Source organism: Pseudomonas helleri (assembly GCF_001043025.1).
Taxonomy (GTDB): Bacteria; Pseudomonadota; Gammaproteobacteria; order Pseudomonadales; family Pseudomonadaceae; genus Aquipseudomonas; species Aquipseudomonas helleri.
Genome location: NZ_JYLD01000003.1, coordinates 409,483 through 424,837 on the forward strand (window position 1 = coordinate 409,483; position 15,355 = coordinate 424,837).

At 59.8% G+C, this 15,355-nt stretch carries 12 protein-coding genes; 3 read left to right on the plus strand and 9 right to left on the minus strand.

What is annotated here, in order from left to right; translation table 11 throughout:
• Positions 1-149: 149 nt before the first annotated feature.
• The gene (pmbA, locus tag TU84_RS07325) at positions 150-1,496 is read right to left on the minus strand and encodes a metalloprotease PmbA (protein ID WP_048368377.1); all 1,347 of its coding nucleotides are present in this window, start codon (positions 1,494-1,496) and stop codon (positions 150-152) included.
• A 107-nt stretch (positions 1,497-1,603) separates the two neighbouring features.
• Between pmbA and yjgA the strand changes: the two genes are divergently transcribed.
• Positions 1,604-2,125 (plus strand): ribosome biogenesis factor YjgA, encoded by a 522-nt coding sequence (gene yjgA, locus TU84_RS07330; RefSeq protein WP_048368378.1) that lies wholly within the window; start codon positions 1,604-1,606, stop codon positions 2,123-2,125.
• Between the two features lie 44 nt (positions 2,126-2,169).
• Here the strand turns inward: yjgA and tldD are convergent, their stop codons facing one another.
• The 8 genes from tldD to mreB form a co-directional block, all read right to left on the minus strand.
• Positions 2,170-3,612 (minus strand): metalloprotease TldD, encoded by a 1,443-nt coding sequence (gene tldD / locus TU84_RS07335; protein ID WP_048368379.1) that lies wholly within the window; start codon positions 3,610-3,612, stop codon positions 2,170-2,172.
• A 62-nt stretch (positions 3,613-3,674) separates the two neighbouring features.
• A complete protein-coding gene (locus tag TU84_RS07340; protein WP_048368380.1) occupies positions 3,675-4,523 on the minus strand; it encodes a carbon-nitrogen hydrolase family protein in 849 nt (282 codons plus the stop codon).
• Between the two features lie 63 nt (positions 4,524-4,586).
• Entirely contained in the window at positions 4,587-8,399 is a 3,813-nt protein-coding gene (locus TU84_RS07345) for a YhdP family protein (RefSeq protein WP_048368381.1), read from the minus strand.
• A gap of 75 nt (positions 8,400-8,474) precedes the next feature.
• On the minus strand, positions 8,475-9,932 hold the full coding sequence (gene rng / locus TU84_RS07350) for a ribonuclease G (protein WP_048368382.1): 1,458 nt from the start codon (positions 9,930-9,932) through the stop codon (positions 8,475-8,477).
• Positions 9,933-9,985: 53 nt separating this feature from the next.
• Positions 9,986-10,594, minus strand: coding sequence for a Maf family protein (locus TU84_RS07355; protein WP_048368383.1), 609 nt, complete (start codon positions 10,592-10,594; stop codon positions 9,986-9,988).
• Positions 10,595-10,646: 52 nt separating this feature from the next.
• Positions 10,647-11,135, minus strand: coding sequence for a rod shape-determining protein MreD (gene mreD, locus TU84_RS07360; RefSeq protein ID WP_048368384.1), 489 nt, complete (start codon positions 11,133-11,135; stop codon positions 10,647-10,649).
• Positions 11,135-12,205, minus strand: a complete 1,071-nt coding sequence (gene mreC / locus TU84_RS07365) for a rod shape-determining protein MreC (protein WP_082148638.1) — start codon at positions 12,203-12,205, stop codon at positions 11,135-11,137. The genes mreD and mreC overlap by 1 nt, the downstream gene beginning before the upstream one ends.
• 143 nt (positions 12,206-12,348) lie before the next feature.
• A complete protein-coding gene (gene mreB / locus TU84_RS07370; RefSeq protein WP_002555108.1) occupies positions 12,349-13,386 on the minus strand; it encodes a rod shape-determining protein MreB in 1,038 nt (345 codons plus the stop codon).
• A 210-nt stretch (positions 13,387-13,596) separates the two neighbouring features.
• On the opposite strand from mreB, the gene gatC reads away from it, so the two are divergent.
• A complete protein-coding gene (gatC, locus tag TU84_RS07375) occupies positions 13,597-13,884 on the plus strand; it encodes an Asp-tRNA(Asn)/Glu-tRNA(Gln) amidotransferase subunit GatC (RefSeq protein ID WP_048368386.1) in 288 nt (95 codons plus the stop codon).
• Between the two features lie 15 nt (positions 13,885-13,899).
• A complete protein-coding gene (gene gatA / locus TU84_RS07380; protein ID WP_048368387.1) occupies positions 13,900-15,351 on the plus strand; it encodes an Asp-tRNA(Asn)/Glu-tRNA(Gln) amidotransferase subunit GatA in 1,452 nt (483 codons plus the stop codon).
• The last annotated feature ends 4 nt before the right edge of the window (positions 15,352-15,355 follow it).

The following is a 15,355-nucleotide window of genomic DNA, read 5'->3' on the forward strand; positions in this document are numbered from 1 at the left end:
GCGTTAGGCACACACCTGTAGGAGCGAGCTTGCCTCTCGATCTTTCAAGATCAAAAGATCGCGAGGCAAGCTCGCTCCTACAGAGGTTGGGTTAAAAAAAAGGCGTATCACCCGTGAAGGTGATACGCCTTGATTGCAACCGGGAAGGTTTAGCTGCCCGCGACGGTCATTCGTTCGATCAGCACCGAGCCGGTGCGGATGTTGCTGCGCAGTTCCAAGTCGTTACCCACGGCAACGATCTGTTTGAACATGTCGCGCATGTTGCCCGCGATGGTCACTTCTTGAACCGGGAACTGGATTTCACCGTTCTCAACCCAGAAACCCGCTGCGCCACGGGAGTAGTCGCCCGTGACCATGTTCAGGCCGCTGCCCATCAGTTCAGTCACCAGCAACCCCCGGCCCATGCGGCGGATCAGGGCCGCCTGGTCTTCGTCACCGTGGGTCACGAACAGGTTGTGCACGCCACCCGCGTTGGCGGTGCTGGGCAGGCCCAGTTTGCGGCCGGAATAGGTGCTGAGGATGTAGGACACCAACTCGCCATCCTTGATAAACGGTTTGGCGTAAGTCGCCAGGCCGTCGTTATCGAAGGAGGAACTGCCCATGGCACGGACCAGATGCGGACGCTCGTCCAAGGTCAGCCATTCAGGGAAAATCTGCTGCCCCAACGCATCCAGCAAGAACGACGATTTACGGTACAGGTTGCCCCCCGAAATCGCGCCCAAAAAGCTGCCGAACAAGCCACCGGCCAGTTCAGCCGAGAACAATACCGGGACTTCGCAGGTCGGCACCGGGCGCGAACCCAGGCGGCGAGCGGCGCGTTCTGCGGCGCGCTGGCCGATGCTGACGGCGTCCATCAGCAACTCGCCCTGGCAGTTCACGTCATACCAGTAGTCACGCTGCATTTGCCCGTCGCCTTCGGCGATCATCACGCAGCTCAAGCTGTGCCGGGTAGACGCTGAACCACCGATAAAGCCATTGCTGTTGCCATACACCCGGCAGCCCTGATGAGTGCTGAGGGTGGTGCCGTCGGCGTTTTTGATGCGGCTGTCAGCGTCAAAAGCCGCAGCTTCGCAGGCCAAGGCCTTTTCGATGGCTTGTTCCGGGGTGATGTCCCAAGTGTGGAACACATCAAAATCTTTCAGGTCGCGGGCCATCAGGCTGGCGTCGGCCAGGCCCGAGCTTTCGTCTTCGGAGGTGTGCTTGGCAATTGCCAAAGCGGCCGCGACGGTTTCGCGGATAGCATCCGGGCCGCTGGCCGAGGTGCTGGCCGAGCCTTTACGCTGTCCCACATAGAGCGTGATGCCAAAACCCTGATCGCGATTGAACTCAACGGTTTCGACTTCGCGCTGGCGTACAGAGGTCGACAGGCCCTGCTCCAGCGACACCGCGACTTCGCAGGCGCTGGCGCCCTGGCGCTTGGCTTCGGCGATGATTTGCTCGACCTGCTGTTGCAGTGCCGGCAAGGCCTGCGGGCCGACGCTTTGTACTGCACTCATGGTTTTCTCCACTCAAATTCTGTTTTCGGTAGGGCCGCCGAGCGACCAGGCCGGACAAGCGGCCTCCGACTGGTTATCATGGCGGCGTTTCTTTGCGGACTGCCACCATGGTTGATTCTTACGACGACGCCTTCGACGGCGAAAAAAGCAAAACACAGGTCAAAAAAGAGCTGCACGCTCTGGTTGATCTGGGCGAGCGCCTTACAACGCTCAAGCCTGATTTGCTGAACAAAATGCCTTTGACTGACGCTATGCGTAAGGCTCTGGCAGATGCTCCAAAACACACGGCTCATATTGCGCGCAAGCGCCATCTGATGTTCATCGGCAAGCTGATGCGCGATCAACCGATCGACGAAATTCTTGCTTTGATCGATCAAGTCGATGCCTCTTCTCGCCAATACAACGAGCGTTTCCACAACCTCGAGCGCTGGCGTGATCGCCTGCTCGAAGGCGACGACGCTGTACTGGAAAAATTTGTTGTCGAGTTCCCTGAGGCTGACCGCCAGCAAATGCGCTCGGTCATCCGTCAGGCCAAACACGAACTGGCTCATAACAAGGCACCGGCCTCAAGCCGCAAATTGTTCAAGTACATTCGTGGGTTGGACGAGACGCAACGCGGTCTGCGTTAAATCTCGTACGTGGGTGGGTTGCCCTGCAACCCACCTGCTCCCCATCAACCGCCCGTACCGCCTACGGTAATCGCATCAATTTTCAGGGTTGGCTGCCCGACACCGACCGGTACCGACTGCCCATCCTTGCCACAGGTTCCGACGCCGCTGTCCAATGACAGGTCGTTACCGACCATCGACACCTTGCTCATCGCTTCCGGCCCGTTGCCAATCAGGGTCGCTCCTTTGACTGGACGAGTGATTTTGCCGTCTTCGATCAGGTACGCCTCGCTGGTGGAAAACACAAACTTGCCGCTGGTGATGTCGACCTGACCACCGCCCAGATTGGCGCAGTAAATGCCCTTTTTCACCGACGCGATAATTTCGGCCGGATCACTTTCGCCACCCAACATATAGGTGTTGGTCATGCGCGGCATGGGCAAGTGCGCATAGGATTCGCGACGGCCGTTACCGGTGCGTGCGACGCCCATCAGGCGCGCATTGAGCTTGTCTTGCATGTAGCCCTTGAGCACGCCATTTTCAATCAGCGTTGTGCACTCGGTCGGGGTGCCTTCGTCATCGACGCTCAACGAGCCACGACGACCGGCCAGGGTGCCGTCATCGACGATGGTGCACAGTTTGGAAGCAACCATTTCGCCCATGCGGCCGCTGTAGGCCGAGCTGCCTTTGCGGTTGAAATCGCCTTCAAGGCCGTGCCCTACCGCTTCGTGCAGCAGTACGCCCGACCAGCCAGAGCCCAAGACCACCGGCATGGTGCCCGCAGGTGCCGGTACGGCTTCGAGGTTGACCAGCGCCTGGCGCAACGCCTCACGGGCGTAGCCCATGGCGCGGTCGTCGGTCAGGAAGTAGCGGTAATCGGTACGGCCACCGCCACCATGGCCACCGCGCTCGCGACGGCCATTTTGCTCGACGATCACACTGACATTGAAACGCACCAGCGGGCGCACATCGGCTGCCAGGCCGCCGTCGGTGGAGGCCACCAGAATACGCTCCCACACCCCGGCCATGCTCACGGTCACTTGCTGAATACGCGGGTCCAGAGCACGGGTGGCCGCATCGACGCGCTTGAGCAACTCGACTTTTTCGGCGCGGGTGATGACTTCCAGGGGGTTATCCGGGGCGTACAGTTGCGCCACGTCCTGGGTTGTAAAGGCTTGCACGGTGCCGTTTTGCCCGGCACGGGAGATGGAACGGGCAGCCCGCGCCGCCAGCCCCAGCGCTTCCAGGGTGATGGCATTGCTGTAGGCAAAGCCGGTTTTCTCACCTGACTGGGCACGCACTCCGACGCCCTGATCGAGATTGAAGCTGCCTTCTTTGACGATGCCGTCTTCCAGGGCCCAGGACTCGGAAATCTGCCCCTGAAAATACAAATCTGCTGCATCAATGCCCGGCCCGGCCAAGTCACCCAATACGCCTTGCAGGCTGTCGAGGGTGACACCGCCCGGTGCCAACAGGTGTTCGCTGACTGAGGTCAACAACTCGCTCATATTCACTCCGTCTTGGCCCCTGTTTCAGCATCATGGATGCACTGAACCCACGGGCCTGAAAATTAGTCCTGCAGTGCAGGTCGCTGTGCGCCCTGCGAAAAAAACCGCCGGTGGTTCACCACCGGCATGCGCGCCCTGATGGCGGCTTGTTCGTCAGCATCGCGCGCGGCCAGCAATACGCCCTCGCCTTGCGCCTGTTCCGCCAACACCCGGCCCCACGGGTCGATGATCGCCGCATGCCCGTAGGTTTCACGCGGGCCCGGATGAACACCGCCCTGGGCGGCGGCCAGTACATAACATTGGGTTTCGATGGCCCGTGCCCGAATCAGAATGTCCCAATGTGCAGCACCAGTCACCGCGGTAAAGGCCGAAGGCGCGGTGATCAACTCCGCTCCGGCAGCCCGCAATTCACTGTACAGCTCCGGGAAACGCAGGTCGTAGCACACGGTCAGGCCCAATTTGCCCACCGGCGTATCGGCCACCACCACACGTTCACCGGGCGCGTAGTCATCCGACTCGCGGTAACGACCCCGGCTGTCAGACACATCCACATCAAACAAATGCAGCTTGTCGTAACGCGCCGCTTGCTCACCGTCGGCGTTGATCAACAATGAACAGGCATTGACCTTGGCGTCTGGCTGACCCGCTGGCGGCAGCGGCAAAGTGCCCGCCACTATCCATAACTTGAGGTCGCGTGCGGTCTGTTTCAACCATGGCAGGATTGGACCTTCGCCCAATGCCTCGGCGCGCCCCACATCAGCGATATCGCGACGGCCCATGGCAGCGAAGTTTTCCGGCAGCACCGCGAGCTGTGCACCGCGTTGCGCCGCGTCTTCAAGCAAGCGCCGGGCCTGAGCCAGGTTGGCCAGCACATCGCTCTGGCTAACCATTTGAATCACTGCAAACGACATCACGCCCCCTTGATGGACTGTGTAGACAGAACCTCCACCGGCACTGCCGTTGTCATGCTACTCCTAGTTTTTCTCAAATGGCTTGTCGAAGGTAATTTTCGGGTCGTTCCATGGGCCTTGAATGCTGTATTGCACGCTGGCGAAACGCGACACTTGATCACCGATCAGCTTATTGAGCAGGAACATCGCCCCCCCCGCTGCCGGACCGCCGACCAACAAGGCCGCAAGCGGCAGGTTGTTGGTCACAGGCAGGGTCACTAGCAGTTTCGCATTCACCTGATCAGAGACCATGTTCAAAGTGCCACTGAGTTCAAGGTTAGTCGACGGGCCGGTCATGAGGATCGGCGAGGTGGTGCGGTATACGCCGTTGTTGGCGGTCAGGAAGCCTTTGACACGGTCGTAGCTCAGCCCTTTGCTGAACAAGTCCGAGAAATCCAGGCGCAGACGCCGGCCGATAGCGTTGAAGTTCAGCAGGCCAAAAATGCGCACCACCTGTGTGCTGCCGTCGACCTCAACAAAGCGGCCTTTATTCAAGGTGGCATCGAGGGTGCCAGAGAACCGGTTCAGGCCAATCCAGGCAGGCGAGCCCGGCCAGCGGCCATCGATATCGACTTTGAAGTCCTCACTGGTCACGCTTGGGGCAAAGCCCCAGCCCTGCAGCACGTTAGCCAGGTTGCCACCGCCAATCCGGCCCCGGTACCAGCTGTTGCTCGCCCCGGCCACGCCTTCCCAGCCGCCCGAGCCTTCGAGCAGCAAGCCCTTGAGGCCCAGACTCAGGTTATTGAGGTTAATCCCGCGTGTGGTCGGCCTGATATTGAGCGACCAGGCGCCGAGCAAATCAGCGCCCTGATAGAGCTGGCGAATGATGATGTCGAGTGCCGGGATTTTGCGCGGGTCGACCGACACCAGCGGGTCCGGCGCATTGGCATCGCTCACCGCTTTAGGGTCTGGCGCCGGGAGGCGGATGGTTTGCATCGTCACTTTGATCGGCGCGTTCTTCGCGTCCGGCAGCGTGACAGCGCCCGTCGCCTGCTTGCTGTTGATGTTCAGGTCCCAGGCCGCCCCGCTGCGCTTCATTTGCAGCCGCACTTGATCAAGCTGGGTGCCGAAGGCGATGAGCTTGTTCACTTTAAAGTCGGCGCTGTTGAGCAGTTGTTTGGCACTGCCGCCCGGGTCTTTGCCCGCATAGCGCTCGGCCAGCGCCTGCCACGGGGCAACGTCGAGTTCTGACAGCACACCGCGAATGCGCAAGCCCTTGGTCACGGGCAACACCGGGTCGCCATACCCCAGGAACAACTCACCCCGACCGTCTTCAAACTTGCCATTGGGGGCGGCAAAGGTCAGGTTGGCCAAGTCACCGTAGTCAAACCAGTAACGCCGCTCAGCCCCTTGCAAGGTCATGCGAAACACCGCGTCGCGGCTTTCATTGGCGGCCAGGCCAAACGGTGCTGGCAAATCGATAGTCGCCCCTTTGAGTGACGAACTGACCCGCAACTGGCTGTCGGCATCGTCCAGGGTCAATTGCAACTGATAAGGCAGCATCCCGGACACCGGGATCGGCTGATTGAACTTGAGCCAGTCGGTCAGTTTTTTAACCCCGACCTGACCGCTTGCCACCACGCGGGTACTCAGCTTGCCCGACTTGCCCTCGGCAAAGATTTGCGCCTTGATCGGTTGGTCGAATGCGCGACCGCTGATGGCTTTGCCGCTCAGGCCCTTGGCGCTGTCGAAGCGGAAGTCGCCCTTGAGTTGGGTCAGTTCAAGTTCCGGGTCACTGATTTTCAGGCGGGCCTTGTCGGTGTTGAAATCCACTACGACTTTCGGCTCTTCGCCATGCTCCAGCGGGATGTCGAGATCAACGCGGCCCTTGAGCGAGCCCTCGCCTTGCCAGCCGGCAAAGGTCGATTCAGTGCCAATCGGCGCTTCTTGCAAGATTTTCAGGCCATCGCCCAAACCGCCGTCGAAGTCACCGTCCAAAAACAAGTGAGAGACTTTGCCAGCGTGGACGTGAGGGATATTGACCGCAACGTTGCGCACTTTGGTGTCGAGCAACAGGCCTTTGCTGGCCATGATCCGCACACCGCTGTCTTCGATAAACACGTCACCGGAAACATCACGTACATGTGGCCAGCCGGGCTGGAACGCCAGCTCAGCGCCATGAACCTTGAAGAACAGGCTGATGTTACGCGCCGCGTCCACGGCATCGTGGTCCAGTGAGCCTTGGTACTGGAAAAAGCCCTCTTCGACCGAGCCTTTTAGAATCGCCGTGCTCAACCACTCGGACAGCGCCGGGCTCAAAACGGCCGGCAGGTATTTGGGGGTGAATCGACCATCGCCATCGGTCAGCCCGACGCGCAGGTCCATGTAGTCTTCCTGAGAGTGATCCATGTGGATGCGGATCAGGAAGTCAGCGGCAATTTTGCCCTCTTCGCCCAGCACCTTGATGTAGGGCGCGATCAAGGTGAAGCTGTTTTTATCCAGCGTCCACTTGAGCAAGGCATTGGCTTGCAGGTACTGCCAGGGCTTGTCGAAAATCGGGTCCAGGTGCAGGACAAAATCTTTGCTGTCGAGGCGCAACTCGCCCTTGCCCAGGTCACCACTGATCAGCCCGCTGACGTTACGCGCCGCCGGTGCCCCGTGGGTGGCATTGAAACCAACTTGCTGCAAGTTGGCGGCGAAGCTGATTTTTTGATCGTCGGTCGCATTCGGCCGGTAGTCGGCCAGGACGTTGCGCAAGGTGCCGGTAACGCTCAGTTGGTCAATCACCTTGGCGACGGCTTCTGGCACCGGCGCCAGCGAATCCATTAACGGGGTGATCGGAGTGAGGTCCAGATGATCGGCCTGTAAATGCCAACGTTCCTGCTCGCCCTCAGTGGCGGCGAACTGTTGCAACTGCAGGCGGGTTTCCCAGCGCTTGTCAGCGATGTTCATTGCCAGTGAATCGAGGGTAACCGTGAACCCCTGCTTGCCACGCTCGACCCAGGCATGCAGCGCCAGGTTGTCGAGGGTTTCGGCTTTGCGATCGGCATAGGCACCGCTCAGTTTGGGCGCATTGAGGCGTGCCACCGCGCTTTGCACGGTGCCATGGCCCCAGTTGAACCAGAACTCGCCACCGGCTTTTAATTCAGAGACTTTCCACGGCTGGATCAGGCTGGCCGGCAGCCATTTGGCCCAGTCACTCTGCGGCAAGCTCAAATAGGCCTGAGCGGCACCGTCGCGCCAGCGGCTGGCCTGGATCTGGGTCTTGAGGCTCAGCGCCAGCGGCTGGCCGTCGGGCAGGGTCAAACGCGCATCCAGACGCTGGTCAGAAGCCCCCACGTCCAGCGTCAGCCCGACATAAGTCAGGGTCATCGGCGCATGATTGAAGGGTTCGAGGGTCACCTGGCTGTCGAGGACCGACACCCGCGCCACCCGCTGCAATTGATTCAGCAGTTGCTCGGGGTCCAGCGGCTGATCATCTTGCACAGGCAGCCCTTCCAGCGCCCAATGGCCGTCCTTGTCCTGACGAGCACTCAGTTGCAGGCCGCCCAGTTGCACGCTGGCAAGCCGCACATCGCGATTGAGCAGGCTGGCCCAGACATCGGGCACCACCTTCACGTTGTCCAGCCGCAGGGCATTGCTGCCCTCGCCGACCATCACGTCGTGCGCCAGCAGTACCGGCGCCATGCCCTTCCAGCTGCCTTCAAGGCTGCCAATGGTCAACGGCATGCCCAAAGCATCACGTGCCTTGGTCTGGATTTCTGCGCGGTATTCGGCAATCAGTGGCGTCAGCTCACGACCCAAGCTGACGTAGAGCGCCGTGAGCACCAGAACCAACGCACATAGACCTAATCCCCAGCGGGTCAGCGCGGCAAAAAAGCGTGTCAGACGCTCCATGTCAGGTGGCCCCTTCAGTGATGGTCGAGGGGGCTGCGCCCAGCCCCCTGTCATGCGAATACGCGTTCAGATACTTCAGAGCAGTACCACGTCGTATTGTTCCTGGGAGTACTGAGTTTCTACTTGAAAACGGATGGTACGCCCGATAAATCCTTCCAGCTCGGCGACGTTACCCGACTCTTCGTCCAGCAAACGGTCAACAACACGCTGGTTGGCTAATACACGATAGCCAACGGCTTGGTACGCGCGGGCTTCACGGAGAATTTCGCGGAAGATTTCGTAGCAAATGGTTTCAGGGGTTTTCAGCTTGCCGCGCCCCTGGCAGCACACGCAGGGTTCGCAGAGCACTTGCTCAAGGCTTTCGCGGGTGCGCTTGCGGGTCATCTGTACCAGCCCCAACTCGGTGATACCGATGATGTTGGTCTTGGCGTGATCACGTTCCAGCTGTTTTTCGAGGGTGCGCAGCACCTGGCGCTGGTGCTCTTCATCTTCCATGTCGATGAAGTCAATGATGATGATGCCGCCCAGGTTACGCAGGCGCAGTTGCCGGGCGATGGCCGTTGCCGCTTCGAGGTTGGTCTTGAAGATGGTTTCTTCAAGGTTGCGATGGCCCACGAACGCGCCGGTGTTGACGTCGATGGTGGTCATGGCTTCAGCCGGGTCGACTACCAGATAACCGCCCGACTTGAGCGGCACCTTGCGGTCCAGCGCCTTCTGGATTTCATCTTCTACGCCATACAGGTCAAAAATCGGCCGCTCGCCGGGGTAATGCTCAAGGCGGTCGGCGATTTCCGGCATCAGTTCAGCCACAAACTGGGTAGTTTTCTGGAAAGTTTCTCGCGAATCGATGCGAATTTTCTCGATCTTCGGGCTGACCAGATCACGCAGGGTGCGCAACGCCAGGCCCAAGTCTTCATAGATAACGCTCGGTGCGCCCGCCGTTTTGATCTGCAGACCGATCTGGTCCCACAGGCGACGCAAGTAGCGAATGTCCATCAGGATCTCATCCGCCCCGGCGCCTTCAGCGGCCGTGCGCAGAATAAAGCCGCCCGCTTCCTTGATGCCTTCTTGCGCCACGCAATCACTGACCACCTGCTTGAGGCGCTCACGTTCGGCTTCGTCTTCGATCTTCAGCGAAATGCCGACATGGGCGGTGCGCGGCATGTACACCAGGTAGCGCGAAGGAATCGACAACTGCGTGGTCAGGCGTGCGCCTTTTGACGCAATCGGGTCTTTGGTGACCTGCACCACCAGGCTTTGACCTTCGTGCACCAGCGCGCTGATGCTCTCAACGGCCTGACCTTCACGCAGGGAAATTTCAGACGCGTGAATAAAGGCGGCACGGTCCAGCCCGATGTCGACAAAGGCGGCCTGCATGCCGGGCAATACCCGCACCACCTTGCCCTTGTAAATGTTGCCAACAATGCCACGGCGCTGGGTACGCTCGACATGCACCTCTTGCAGAACACCGTTCTCTACCACGGCCACGCGCGATTCCATCGGCGTGATGTTGATCAGAATCTCTTCACTCATGGCTGGGTCTCGTTCAGGCGTCATAGCATTAGTGCCAAGTCATGTAAGGCGCGTTATTCAGCGCTCGATAAGGTTTGCCAACAGGGTATGCCGAATTGCCCAAGCAGTTCTGCGGTTTCGCACACGGGCAAACCCACAACACCGGAATAACTGCCATTAAGGCCCGCTACAAAGACCGCGGCCAACCCTTGAATGGCGTAACCACCGGCTTTGTCCTGAGGCTCTCCGCTGGCCCAATATTGGGCGGCTTCTTGCTGGCTGATGGTTCTGAAACTGACCCGGCTGCGCACCACACGGGTTTCGCAACGCTCGGCCGCCAGAATGGCAATGGCCGTCAAGACTTCATGCTCCCGGCCAGACAACGCCATGAGCATAGACAAGGCATCGGCCTCGTCGACCGGTTTGCCGAGAATCTGATCATCCAGTACAACGGCGGTGTCGGCGCCCAATACACAGAATGGAGCGCTTACCGAGGCCCCGAGCAGGTGCTCGCGCCCCGCACGGGCCTTTGCTCGCGCCAGGCGCTCGACATAGGCCGCAGGGCATTCGTCAGGGAGGGGAGTTTCGTCTATGGAGGCGCTGACCACCTGGAACGGCACGCCGATTTGAGTCAGTAACTCGCGGCGGCGCGGTGAGCCAGAGGCCAGAAAAAGCGGAGTCATCAAGACATCTCCCTGTCTACGTACACAAACCAGGAAATGGCTCGCGATCCAGTCAATTGATTTTGAAACGTCGGCGCAAACCGCGCAGCCCGTAGCTCACCCATGGCCACAACAGCGCACTGACCAGCGCTGGCAATACCAACGCCAGCGTGGGCTGGCGATTGCCGGTCAAGGCACTCAGCCATAGTTGAGCCAGTTGAGCCAGGCCAAATATGACTAGGATCACCAGGCTTTGCTGCCACATCGGGAACGTACGCAACCGTTGCGCCAGCGACAATACCAAAAAGGTGATGAGGGTCAGAATCAATGCATTCTGGCCCAGCAAGGTGCCGTACAGCACGTCTTCCATCAAGCCCAGGCACCAGGCGGTGACCATGCCCACCTTGTGCGGCAAGGCCAGGGCCCAGAATGCCAGCAACAGGGCCAACCACAACGGGCGCAGGATTTCCATGAACTGCGGCAACGGCGAAACGCTGAGCAACAGGCCGATGGCAAACGTCAGCCAGACAATCCAGCCGTTTCGCGAATGAGTGCCCGCCATTATTCCCTCTCCCGAGTAGTGGCCGGCGCAGCGGCTGGCGGCTTGGCTGCGGCGGGTACAGGTTTTTTCACGGTCTTGGGATCAGTTGCAGCCGGGGCTGGCGTCACCGCTGGCGCGGCGGCAGGTGCAGCAGGTGCGGCGGCCGTTGGCGCAGGCTTGGGCACAGTCGCCGGCACCACCGGCGGTGCTTCACCCCGCTGCTCGGCCTCTTGGGCTTGAGCGGCGTCATTGGCGCGTTCTTCAGGGGTTCGGCTGTCGCTGAACACCAGCAGCAAATAGCGGCTTCGGTTCAAGGCGGCAGTCGGCACAGCCCGCACAATGGCAAATGGCTGGCCCGAGTCGTGAATGACTTCTTTGACCGTGGCCACCGGGTAACCGGCCGGGAAGCGCTGCCCCAGGCCCGAGCTGACCAGCAGATCGCCCACTTTGATATCTGCCGTGTCGGCCACGTGACGCAGTTCAAGCCGCTCTGGGTTGCCCGTGCCGCTGGCAATGGCGCGCAGGCCGTTGCGATTCACCTGTACCGGAATGCTGTGGGTGGTGTCGGTGAGCAACAAGACACGCGAGGTGTTCGGCATCAACTCGACCACCTGCCCCATCAACCCGCGAGCATCGAGCACCGGCTGCCCCAGTACTACGCCGTCGCGCTCACCCTTGTTGATGATGATGCGATGGGTGAACGGGTTCGGGTCCATGCCGATCAACTCGGCCACTTCAACCTTTTCGTTCACCAGCGCCGAGGAGTTCAACAACTCGCGCAGGCGAACGTTCTGCTCGGTCAAGGCTGCCAGCTTTTGCATGCGGCCTTGCAACAGAAGGTTTTCAGTTTTGAGCTTCTCGTTTTCAGCCACCAGTTCGGTGCGACTGCCAAATTGGCTGGCAACCCCCTGAACCAGGCGTTGCGGCAAATCGGTCACCCAGTAGGTTTGCATCAGCACCAGCGACATCTGGCTGCGCACCGGCTTGAGCAAGGTGAAACGGGCATCTACCACCATCAGCGCGACCGATAGCACGACCAGCACCAATAAGCGCACGCCCAATGAGGGGCCTTTAGAAAAGAGCGGTTTAATAAGCCGCCCCTCCCGGGCAAGTGTTCAATGTATTCATACGGCGTTAAAGCGGCCTGGATGAAGATTGGCAAAAGATAAACGCCAAAAGGCAGCACTGCAAAGTGCTACCTTTTGGTGATAACCATTGGCCTGCACCGGCGATCTTATTCGCTGGAGAGCAGGTCCATTGTGTGTTTATCCATCATTTCCAGCGCACGGCCACCACCACGGGCAACACAGGTCAGCGGGTCTTCGGCAACGATCACCGGCAGGCCTGTTTCCTGGGCCAGCAGCTTGTCGAGGTCACGCAGCAAGGCGCCACCACCAGTCAGTACCAGGCCACGCTCGGCGATGTCCGAAGCCAGCTCTGGCGGAGACTGTTCCAGTGCGCTTTTCACGGCCTGAACGATGGTTGCCAGCGACTCTTGCAGAGCCTCAAGAACTTCATTGGAGTTCAGGGTGAATGCACGTGGAACGCCTTCTGCCAGGTTACGGCCGCGTACGTCGACTTCACGCACTTCACCGCCCGGGTAGGCTGTGCCGATTTCCTGCTTGATGCGCTCCGCCGTCGACTCGCCGATCAGGCTGCCGTAGTTACGACGCACATAAGTGATGATCGCTTCGTCGAAGCGGTCGCCGCCAACCCGTACGGATTCAGCGTAAACCACACCGTTCAGGGAGATCAGCGCGATTTCAGTGGTACCACCACCGATATCGACAACCATCGAACCGCGTGCTTCCTCAACCGGCAAGCCAGCACCGATGGCCGCGGCCATCGGTTCTTCGATCAGGAATACTTCACGGGCACCGGCACCCAGTGCCGATTCACGAATGGCGCGACGCTCTACCTGAGTCGATTTGCACGGTACGCAAATCAAAACCCGAGGGCTTGGCTGCAAAAAGCTGTTTTCATGCACTTTGTTGATGAAGTACTGCAGCATCTTCTCGCAGACGCTGAAGTCGGCAATCACGCCATCCTTCATCGGACGAATGGCAGCAATGTTGCCAGGTGTACGGCCGAGCATGCGCTTGGCCTCGGTGCCGACGGCAACGACACTTTTCTGGTTACCGTGTGTCCGAATAGCCACAACCGATGGCTCATTCAGGACAATACCGCGCTCACGCACGTAAATAAGGGTGTTGGCAGTGCCCAGGTCGATGGAAAGATCGCTGGAAAACATGCCACGCAGTTTCTTGAACATGGGAAAGGGACCCTAGGCAACGCGTGGGTAAAAAAGTGCGGCAAACTCTAACAACGACAGGGATTTTGGGCAAGGCGCCAATATGTTAAATTGACCGCTTTTCCGTGCACCAACCCCCACAATCGCGGCCATATGACCGTAGAAATGCGGTAGTGTTCCGACAATCTAACACACGGACACCATCCGTCCTGTTTTCCACTGGAGAATCCCATGGCGCTTGAACGCTCCGACGTGGAAAAAATCGCACATTTGGCCCGTCTGGGTCTCAATGATGCCGATCTCCCACGCACCACCGAAGCCCTTAATAGCATTCTGGGGCTGATTGATCAGATGCAGGCTGTCGACACCACCGGTATCGAGCCGCTGGCCCACCCACTGGAAGCCAGCCAGCGCCTGCGCGCTGACGTCGTGACTGAAAGCAATCATCGCGAGGCTTACCAGTCCATCGCACCAGCGGTCGAAAACGGCCTCTATCTGGTTCCGAAAGTCATCGAGTAAAGGGAAAGAGCCTGCATGCATCAATTGACTCTGGCCGAGATCGCCCGCGGACTCGCCGATAAAAAGTTTTCTTCTGAAGAGCTGACCAAGACCTTGCTGGCGCGTATCGCCCAGCTCGATCCGCAGCTCAACAGCTTCATCACCCTCACCGAAGACCTCGCCATCGAGCAGGCCAAGGCTGCTGACGCACGTCGCGCCAACGGTGAAAGCGGTGCCCTGCTGGGCGCGCCGATCGCGCACAAAGACCTGTTCTGCACCCTGGGCGTACGCACCAGCTGTGCCTCGAAGATGCTCGACAACTTCAAGGCACCCTACGACGCCACCGTGGTTGCCAAGCTCGCCGAGGCTGGCGCGGTCAGCCTGGGTAAAACCAACATGGACGAGTTCGCGATGGGCTCGGCCAACGAATCGAGCTACTACGGCGCAGTCAAAAACCCGTGGAACCTTGAGCACGTACCTGGCGGTTCATCGGGTGGTTCGGCAGCCGCCGTTGCCGCTCGTCTGTTGCCGGCAGCGACCGGCACCGACACCGGCGGTTCGATCCGCCAGCCCGCTGCGCTGACCAACCTCACCGGTCTCAAACCGACATACGGTCGGGTATCGCGCTGGGGCATGATCGCTTACGCCTCCAGCCTTGATCAGGGCGGCCCCTTGGCGCGCACCGCAGAAGACTGCGCGATTTTGTTACAAGGCATGGCTGGCTTCGATCCTAAAGACTCCACCAGCATCGACGAACCGGTGCCGGACTTCAGCGCCGACCTCAATACCTCGCTCAAAGGCCTGCGTATTGGCGTGCCTGCCGAGTTCTTCAGCGAAGGCCTCGACCCGCGCATTGCCGAGCTGGTGCACAACAGCATCAAAGAGCTCGAAAAGCTCGGCGCAGTGATCAAGACCATCAGCCTGCCCAACATGCAGCACGCGATTCCTGCGTACTACGTGATCGCGCCCGCTGAGGCGTCTTCCAACCTGTCGCGTTTTGACGGCGTGCGTTTCGGCCACCGCTGTGAAGACCCCAAAGACCTGACCGACCTGTACAAGCGCTCGCGCGCCGAAGGCTTCGGCCCGGAAGTCCAGCGCCGGATTCTGGTCGGTGCCTACGCCCTGTCGGCCGGTTACTACGACGCTTACTACCTGCAAGCGCAAAAAATCCGTCGCCTGATCAAAAACGACTTTGTCGCAGCCTTCAACGAAGTCGACGTCATCCTCGGCCCAACCACGCCTAACCCGGCCTGGAAAATCGGCGCTAAAAACAGCGACCCGGTGTCTGCCTATCTGGAAGACGTGTACACCATTACCGCCAACCTCGCGGGCCTGCCGGGCCTGTCGATGCCAGCCGGTTTTGTCGATGGCTTGCCCGTCGGCGTGCAGTTGCTTGCGCCGTACTTCCAGGAAGGCCGCTTGCTCAATGTCGCTCACCAGTATCAGTTGAACACTGACTGGCACACGCGCTCACCTGCCGGCTTCTGAGGAG

What these genes read in the sequence shown, in the direction of transcription:
- gatC (WP_048368386.1), top strand. Translation starts at nt 13,597, where the DNA reads ATGGCGCTTGAACGCTCCGACGTGGAAAAAATCGCACATTTGGCCCGT.
- TU84_RS07345 (WP_048368381.1), bottom strand. Translation starts at nt 8,399, where the DNA reads ATGGAGCGTCTGACACGCTTTTTTGCCGCGCTGACCCGCTGGGGATTA.
- rng (WP_048368382.1), bottom strand. Translation starts at nt 9,932, where the DNA reads ATGAGTGAAGAGATTCTGATCAACATCACGCCGATGGAATCGCGCGTG.
- gatA (WP_048368387.1), top strand. Translation starts at nt 13,900, where the DNA reads ATGCATCAATTGACTCTGGCCGAGATCGCCCGCGGACTCGCCGATAAA.
- TU84_RS07340 (WP_048368380.1), bottom strand. Translation starts at nt 4,523, where the DNA reads ATGTCGTTTGCAGTGATTCAAATGGTTAGCCAGAGCGATGTGCTGGCC.
- tldD (WP_048368379.1), bottom strand. Translation starts at nt 3,612, where the DNA reads ATGAGCGAGTTGTTGACCTCAGTCAGCGAACACCTGTTGGCACCGGGC.
- mreD (WP_048368384.1), bottom strand. Translation starts at nt 11,135, where the DNA reads ATGGCGGGCACTCATTCGCGAAACGGCTGGATTGTCTGGCTGACGTTT.
- pmbA (WP_048368377.1), bottom strand. Translation starts at nt 1,496, where the DNA reads ATGAGTGCAGTACAAAGCGTCGGCCCGCAGGCCTTGCCGGCACTGCAA.
- TU84_RS07355 (WP_048368383.1), bottom strand. Translation starts at nt 10,594, where the DNA reads ATGACTCCGCTTTTTCTGGCCTCTGGCTCACCGCGCCGCCGCGAGTTA.
- mreB (WP_002555108.1), bottom strand. Translation starts at nt 13,386, where the DNA reads ATGTTCAAGAAACTGCGTGGCATGTTTTCCAGCGATCTTTCCATCGAC.
- yjgA (WP_048368378.1), top strand. Translation starts at nt 1,604, where the DNA reads ATGGTTGATTCTTACGACGACGCCTTCGACGGCGAAAAAAGCAAAACA.